The 6,812-nt window shown below is 70.3% G+C and carries 8 protein-coding genes and 1 pseudogene; 5 read left to right on the top strand and 4 right to left on the bottom strand.

Annotation, left to right across the window (positions count from 1 at the left end):
- The first annotated feature begins 33 nt into the window (after positions 1 to 33).
- The 4 genes from COGEMETH_RS00685 (at position 34) to COGEMETH_RS00670 (ending at position 3,663) form a co-directional block, all read left to right on the top strand.
- A complete protein-coding gene (locus tag COGEMETH_RS00685; protein WP_238180699.1) occupies positions 34 to 981 on the top strand; it encodes a LysR family transcriptional regulator in 948 nt (315 codons plus the stop codon).
- 159 nt (positions 982 to 1,140) lie between these two features.
- Positions 1,141 to 2,715 carry an aspartate ammonia-lyase gene (locus tag COGEMETH_RS00680; RefSeq protein ID WP_238180698.1) on the top strand — a complete coding sequence of 525 codons (1,575 nt, stop codon included), beginning with the start codon at positions 1,141 to 1,143 and terminating at the stop codon, positions 2,713 to 2,715.
- A 305-nt stretch (positions 2,716 to 3,020) separates the two neighbouring features.
- Positions 3,021 to 3,329, top strand: a complete 309-nt coding sequence (locus COGEMETH_RS00675; protein WP_238180697.1) for a hypothetical protein — start codon at positions 3,021 to 3,023, stop codon at positions 3,327 to 3,329.
- An 85-nt stretch (positions 3,330 to 3,414) separates the two neighbouring features.
- The gene (locus COGEMETH_RS00670; protein ID WP_238180696.1) at positions 3,415 to 3,663 is read left to right on the top strand and encodes a hypothetical protein; all 249 of its coding nucleotides are present in this window, start codon (positions 3,415 to 3,417) and stop codon (positions 3,661 to 3,663) included.
- 70 nt (positions 3,664 to 3,733) lie between these two features.
- On the opposite strand, the gene COGEMETH_RS00665 is transcribed toward COGEMETH_RS00670, so the two are convergent.
- The gene (locus tag COGEMETH_RS00665) at positions 3,734 to 4,624 is read right to left on the bottom strand and encodes a polysaccharide deacetylase family protein (protein ID WP_238180695.1); all 891 of its coding nucleotides are present in this window, start codon (positions 4,622 to 4,624) and stop codon (positions 3,734 to 3,736) included.
- A 101-nt stretch (positions 4,625 to 4,725) separates the two neighbouring features.
- On the opposite strand from COGEMETH_RS00665, the gene COGEMETH_RS00660 reads away from it, so the two are divergent.
- Complete coding sequence (locus COGEMETH_RS00660) at positions 4,726 to 4,899, top strand: hypothetical protein (protein ID WP_238180694.1); 174 nt, start codon at positions 4,726 to 4,728, stop codon at positions 4,897 to 4,899.
- 10 nt (positions 4,900 to 4,909) lie between these two features.
- Here the strand turns inward: COGEMETH_RS00660 and COGEMETH_RS00655 are convergent, their stop codons facing one another.
- The 3 genes and pseudogenes from COGEMETH_RS00655 to COGEMETH_RS00645 all read right to left on the bottom strand — a co-directional run.
- Positions 4,910 to 5,740: a glycosyltransferase family 2 protein gene (locus COGEMETH_RS00655; protein ID WP_238180693.1), complete on the bottom strand. Its 831-nt coding sequence runs from the start codon at positions 5,738 to 5,740 to the stop codon at positions 4,910 to 4,912.
- 28 nt (positions 5,741 to 5,768) lie between these two features.
- Positions 5,769 to 6,539 carry a hypothetical protein gene (locus tag COGEMETH_RS00650; RefSeq protein WP_238180692.1) on the bottom strand — a complete coding sequence of 257 codons (771 nt, stop codon included), beginning with the start codon at positions 6,537 to 6,539 and terminating at the stop codon, positions 5,769 to 5,771.
- A pseudogene (locus COGEMETH_RS00645) lies at positions 6,536 to 6,812 on the bottom strand (glycosyltransferase); the annotation flags it as partial. The gene COGEMETH_RS00650 and the pseudogene COGEMETH_RS00645, both read right to left, overlap by 4 nt.

Raw genomic sequence — 6,812 nt, 5'->3', positions numbered from 1 at the left:
ATCGTTTCCGTTTTCGATCATGAGGGGTCGGTGATGAAGCTTCCCGACTTCGAGGCGTGGGCGGTCTTCGCCAAGGTCGCCGAGACCGGCTCCTTCGGGCGGGCCGCCCTGGACCTCGCCGTCGCCAAGGGCACGGTCTCCAAGGCGGTGGGACGGCTGGAGGCGCGCATCGGCGCGCGGCTGTTCAACCGCACCTCCCGCACCCTGGCGCTGACGGAGGCCGGCCGGGCGGCGCTGGCCGGGGCGGCGCGTATCCTGGCCGAAGGCGAGGCGGCGGAGGCGTCGGCCACCGCCTCCGCCTCGGAGCCGCGGGGCCGGGTGCGGCTCGCCGCGCCGATGTCGTTCGGGGTGATGCACGTGGCGCCGCTGCTGCCGGCCTTCCTGCTGCAGTACCCCGGCATCTCGGTCGACCTGCACCTGGGCGACGACCTGATCGACCTCGTCGGCGGCGGCTTCGACCTGGGCCTGCGCATCGCGGCGCTCGCGGATTCCTCGCTGCGGGCACGCCGCCTCTGCACCGTGCACCGCTCGCTGGTCGCCGCCCCCGCCTATCTCGACCGGCACGGCCGCCCCGGCCACCCGCATGACCTTTCCGGCCATGCCTGCCTCGGCTACGCCTACCTGCCGGTGCCGGACCGCTGGCGCTTCATCCACGCGGACGGCGCGGAGGCCGTGGTCGCGCCCGAAGGCCCCCTGCGGGCCAACAACGCCGACGCCCTCGGCCCTGCCCTGCGGGCGGGCCTCGGCCTCGCGGTGCAGCCCGACTTCATGCTCTGGGAGGACCTGCGGGACGGGCGCCTGGAGCGGGTGCTGCCCGGCTGGTCGCCTCCACCGATCGCCCTGCACCTCGTCAGCCCGCCGGGCGACCCACGCCCGGCCCGCGTCACGGCCCTGGTCGGCTTCCTCGCCCGATCCCTGTCCGCGGCCCCGTGGGCGCGGAACGCGCAGATTTCGAATGCGGCACATACGAAATCCGTTTGATCGCTTCGCGATGCGGATTTCGGCTTCGCTCAAGCGCCGCGCGGGCTTCCCGATACCGTGTCCGCTTCGATCGAGCCGACACGGTATTGGTGATTTGGCATTGAATTCGTGCAGTCCCCGAGCGCATCCTCCGTCCATCGTCCAGCGACGGAGTCACCGATGACCAAGGGCAAGTCTGGCACCGGCGAGAAGTCTGGCACCGGCGAGAAGTCAGTCACCGGCAACAGGGTCGGCACCGTGACGCCGCCCGTGCAGGACGCCACGAATTCGGGCGACCTCGCCGTCGCCAAGGTCCGCACCGTCGAGATGGAGGGGGCCAGGACCCGGACCGAGCACGATCTCCTCGGCTACGACGAGGTCCCCGCCGACGCCCTCTGGGGCATCCACACCAAGCGGGCGGTGACGAACTTCCCGATCACCGGCGTGCCGGTCGGCCATTTCCCGGAATTCGTGCGCGCGCTGGCGCTGGTGAAGCAGGCAGCGGCCCGCGCCAACAGGCGCCTGGGCTACCTCGACCCGAAGAAGGCCGACGCCATCGACCGCGCCTGCATCCTGGTCGCAACCGAGGCGCGCTACGCCGAGGCCTTCGTGGTGGACGCGATCCAGGGGGGCGCCGGTACCTCGACCAACATGAACGCCAACGAGGTCATCGCCAACGTCGCCCTCGGGCTGATGGGCAGGAAGCCGGGCAGCTACGACGCATTGCATCCCAACGACGACGTCAACATGGCGCAGTCCACCAACGACGCCTACCCGACGGCGCTGCGGCTCGCCGTGATCTTCGCCACCCAGCCCCTGACGCGGGCGCTGGACGACCTCGCCTACGCCTTCAAGGGCAAGGCGGTGGAGTTCGCCGACGTGCTGAAGATGGGCCGGACCCAGCTCCAGGACGCGGTGCCGATGACGCTCGGCCAGGAGTTCGACGGCTTCCACGCCACCATCAAGGAGGACGTGGGCCGGCTCACCGACATCAGCGCGCTGTTCCGCGAGGTGAACCTGGGCGCCACCGCCATCGGCACCGGCATCAACGCCGACCCGCGCTACGCGGCGCTCGCCGTCGAGGAACTGTCGCGGGTGGCCGGCCAGCCGATGGTGCTGGCGGGCAACCTGATCGAGGCGACCTCGGATCTCGGCGCCTTCGTTCTGTTCTCCGGCGTGCTCAAGCGCGTCGCGGTCAAGCTCTCCAAGATCTGCAACGACCTGCGCCTGCTCTCCTCGGGGCCGCGCACGGGCTTCGGAGAGATCCGCCTTCCGGCGGTCCAGGCCGGCTCCTCGATCATGCCGGGCAAGGTCAACCCGGTGATCCCGGAGGTGGTCAACCAGGTCGCCTACATGGTGATCGGGCAGGACCTCACGGTGACCCTGTGCGCCGAGGGCGGCCAGCTCCAGCTCAACGCCTTCGAGCCGACCATCGGCTACTGCGTGCTCTCCTCCATGCGCATGCTGACGGCGGCGATCGAGACCCTGACCAAGCGCTGCGTCGAGGGCATCGAGGCCGACCGGGAGCGCTGCCGCAGCCTCGTCCAGGGCTCGATCGGCCTCGTCACGGCGCTCGCGCCGACGCTGGGCTACGAGGCGAGCTCGCGGGTCGCCCAACGCGCCCTCAAGGAGAACCGCTCGGTCGCCGACCTCGTGCTGGAAGAGGGCCTGCTCACCGAGGCGCAGCTCAACCAGCTGCTGGAACTCGAGGCGATGACCCACCCGTCCCGGCGGCCGAAGACGGCCGGTCCGTGAGCGCCCGGTGCCATGGTCCTGTGGTTCGAGATCGACCTGTTTCCGGCATTGCAGGGATGCGACCCGGGCCTTCTCGACGCGGCCTCGGCTGCAACGCCCCGCTCCGCTTCGATGTGCTTCGAGGCATGAACCGATATGATAGGGAGACAATTCAGCCATGCGCTGAGTGGGTAGCAGCGTGGATCGAAGTACAAGCCTGAGGAGTTTAGGCCGTGCTCAGTCCCTGCACGGCATGAAAGCTGCGTCTATCCTCCGGCTTGGCCGTTGACCGCAGCCAGGGTCCGACACCTCAGCCGGAGACCTGCATGTCCCAACGCTTCGAACGGATGCTGGAACAGGAGGCGGCGGACGAGGAATCGATCATGACCGACGCGCTGATCCTCGAGACCGTCGTGTTCGCGCTGATCGGCAGCATCCGGCCCTTCGGCTTCAACAAGGCCCGCTTCCGGGAACTGCTGAGCGAGGGCGCCGCATCCCTGGCGCAATCCGATCCGGAGGGGTCGCTCGCCGACGACCTGCGCATCACCGGAGACGGCGTCATGAAGATCCTCGCCCGCCGCGCCCTGGGCGGCGATCCGTCCGAAGCCATGGACGAGCGCCCGACCGATCCGTGAGGCCGATCCGTGAGGCCGATCCATGAGGCCATGGGCCTCGCGTTGGTCTACATCGGCGGCACCTGCCGAATCGATGGAGCCCGCGATGGACGAGAACGCCGACGAGCCTCTGGACGCGGTCTCGCGCCTCTATGCCAAGATGGTCGCGATGGAGATCGTGATGGGCGTCCTCATCGGCCGGTTGTCCGAGGAGGACCCCGAGGTGCGCGAGGACGTGCGGCGCGACGTGGACGTGCTGCTGGCCGACCTGCCGGTGGACGGGGCGAGCGAGGAACTGATCGCCGACGAGGTGAGGCGGGCGGCGCAGATGCTGACCAGCGTGCGCATCGCCTGAGGACGGGCGCCGGCCCTCCGGGCCGAGCCGCCGGGCCGGACGCACGCGGCGTCGCCGGCTTGGACCGGCCTCAGGACGGCAGGTCTGCCATCGTCGCGACGTGCTCGGCGATGGCGCCGGCCGTCGTCGGCCAGACCGCGTCCCGATGGGCGGCGATGTGGGCCAGCGCCTGCCGCAGGGGCCGGAGCCGGTGGGGCTGGCCGACGATGTAGGGATGCAGGGCGATGCCCATCACCAGGGGCGCGTCGCGTGACTGCTCCCGCATCTCGTCGAAGGCGTCCACGATCGCCTCGGCGAACTGCCGGCCCGTGTCCTTGCGCGCCACGATGGCCGGGATGTCGTTCAGTTCCTGCGGATAGGGCACCGAGAGGATGCGCCCGCCGCCGCGCGTGGAGAACCAGACCGGCTGGTCGTCGTGCGCCCAGTCCAGGAGGTAGCGGTAGCCGGCTTCGGCCAGGAGGTCGGGGGTGAGGCGCGACTGGGAGATCCAGGGGCCGAGCCAGCCCGCGGGCGCCCGTCCCTCCTCCCGCGTCAGGATCGCGGTGGCCTCATGGATCAGCGCCCGCTCGCCCGCCTCGTCGAGGGTGCCCTGGCGCTCGGCGTTGCTGCGGCCGTGCGCCACGATCTCGTCGCCGCGCGCCCGGAACGCCTCGACCAGGCCGGGGCAGTCCCGGTAGACCCGGCTGTTGACGAGCACGTTCGCCGGCATGTGCAGGTCATCGAGCAAGTCCTTGATCCGCCACGCGCCGACCCGGTTGCCCCAGTCGCGCCAAGCATAATTCAGCACATCCGGCTGTACCCCGCCGGGCGCTAGTTCGGCCCCGAGCCCGGAGCCGAAATCGAAGGTCTCCAGGTTCAGGGCGAGGTAGACCGCGAGCCGCCTGCCCCCCGGCCAGTCGTAGGCCGGGCGCGTCGGCAGGGCGCTGTAGCCGTAGCGGCCGTGACCCGTGGATGTATCCATGCGTGGTTCGAACTCCCCGGTCCGGCCCTTCGGGGCCAGCCCCATTTCCTCGCCGTCGGGCGCTGCCGCGTTATAACGCTACGGAACAGGAGACGGTGCCCATGGCCTACGTATCGGCGACGGTGATGGAAGAGGGCAAGGCCGCCCGGACGAAGGGCGAGCCCGTCGAGGCCAACCCGTATCCGGCCGGCTCCCAGGACAGCGCGGATTGGCTCGAAGGATACACCTTCGACCTCGGCGAGCAGAACGTCGACGCCCCGGACGAGAACGGCTGACGCCGTCCGCTCACCGGAAGAACCGGGCGATGGTGTCGTCGTGCGCGAGGATGCCGTCGCCCTGCGCCGCCGCCCGCTCCGCCTCGCCCAGGACGATGCGGTCGTATTCCGCGCGCAGGTCCCCCTCCTGCCAGGTCCTGTACCAGCGGCGCCAATGGCCGCCGACGCTCGGGTCGAACTCGGTATTGCGGGTGTAGGCTGCCCCGCCCTGGATCACCTTGGCCTCGAACTGCGCGTAGGTCCGGATCGGGTAGTGGTAGATGGTGATGCGTTCCTCGTTCGCGCTCGTGACCGGCCGGTCGTAATGCGCCTCGTGGTTGCCCTGGCCGATTCCGGTCAGCCCGCGCGCCCGGCAGACGGCCTTGGCGCTGACCCGCCGGATCAGCTTCGAGCGGGCGCGGTCCGCCACCGGGTTCGTCACCGCCAGTGTGCCGTGCTTGAGGACGTGCAGATCCTGCCCCTCCACCGGCGGGATCATGTTGCGGCGGCGGACGTGAAGCACGTCGGCCGAGGCCGTCGCCAGCACGTTCTTCAGGGTGCCGCCGGCCGCGTGCCAGAACTCGTCCGCATCGCTGTTGATGATCCAGTCGGCCTTCAGCAACTCCTTGGCCAGCAGTGCCATACGCGTGACCCAGGCGTACTGGCGGTAATCCTGGTCCTCCTCGATCAGCAGGCAGATGCGCCCGGTGGGAACGAACCGGGCGACCACGTCGAGGGTGCCGTCCGTCGAGCCGTTGTCGGTGATGCAGATGAAGTCGACGCCCTGCGCGAGGTGGTAGGTGAGGAAGTCCGCGATGATGTCGATCTCGTTGCGGATCAGCAGGGTCATCACCAGTCGCATCGCGCGCCGTCTCCTTGGGTATTGAACATCAGGCGTCCGCCTCCGCGAAGGCCCGGGCGATCGCCTCGCGCATCAGTAGGCCGTAGCCGATGTTGGCGTGGGTGGCGTCCTCTGCCCAGAACTCCGCCCTGAGGCAGCCTTCTGCGTCCGCGGTTTCAGCTGGCGCTCCGACGTAGAGGCAGCCGTGGCGGTCGGAGACCGCCTTGAGGACGGTCTGCTCCACCTGCCAGAGCTTCAGCCGGATCGAGGCCGGCGTGACTGTCAGGCGCACAGGGTTGAGCCCGTGGACGACGGCGAGCTTCTCGTCGTAGGCCCCGACCCGGAGTAGGGCCGACAGCCGCGCACCATTGGCCTTGGGCGGAGGACCGCCGACCAGCCCGATCCGGCGGGGCATCCGCTGCGTCAGGCGCTCTAGGAAGTCGGAGAACCTCGCGGCGGTCTCACTGAAGCGCTCCCGCACCGCGCGCTCCGGCACCAGCACGGCACCGGGGATCAGGGGCGCGTCGGGTTGCTCCGCTACCAACAAGTCGAACAGGGGATCGCCCTGGAGCAGGAACTGGTCGTTGTAGCGGTTGCCCTCCCAGACCAGGGCGATGCGCCGGCCGGGGGCGAGGTCGCAGAGGCGGTCCCAGTAGATCGCGTGCTTGGGGCCGCCGGAAAGCGCCGCGAAGCGCGGGTCCGGCGGCTCGAGGGGCGCCAGCGCCGGGCCGAGCGACCGGTCGCCGCGGGCGACGCCGAGCGCCTTCCGGTGCGAGTGCCCGGCGATGACGATCGGATCGTCGGCCCCCGGACGGCTCATCGCCGGGGATGGCCCCGCGCGGCCAGCATCCCTAAGACCTGCTCGGTCGCCTCCTCCGGCGTGGTGCGGGAGGTGTCGAGGATCGGCAGGCTGAGTTCGTCGGCGAGACGCCGGTAGGTGTCGACCCGGTCCCGCGTGGTCTGGCGGGCGTCGTCCGCCTCGCCGCGGGCCAGCATCCGGGCGAGCGTCGTCTCGTGGTCGGCCCAACACAGGAGGGTGAAGGGGCGCGGCTCCCATCCCGGCCTGTAGAGGGAGGACAGGAGCTGCGAGGCG

It is taken from the genome of Methylobacterium trifolii (assembly GCF_022179685.1).
In the GTDB taxonomy this organism is placed as follows: Bacteria; Pseudomonadota; Alphaproteobacteria; order Rhizobiales; family Beijerinckiaceae; genus Methylobacterium; species Methylobacterium trifolii.
Note: the sequence above shows the minus strand (reverse complement) of the source record. Positions and strands in the feature narration are given on the sequence as shown.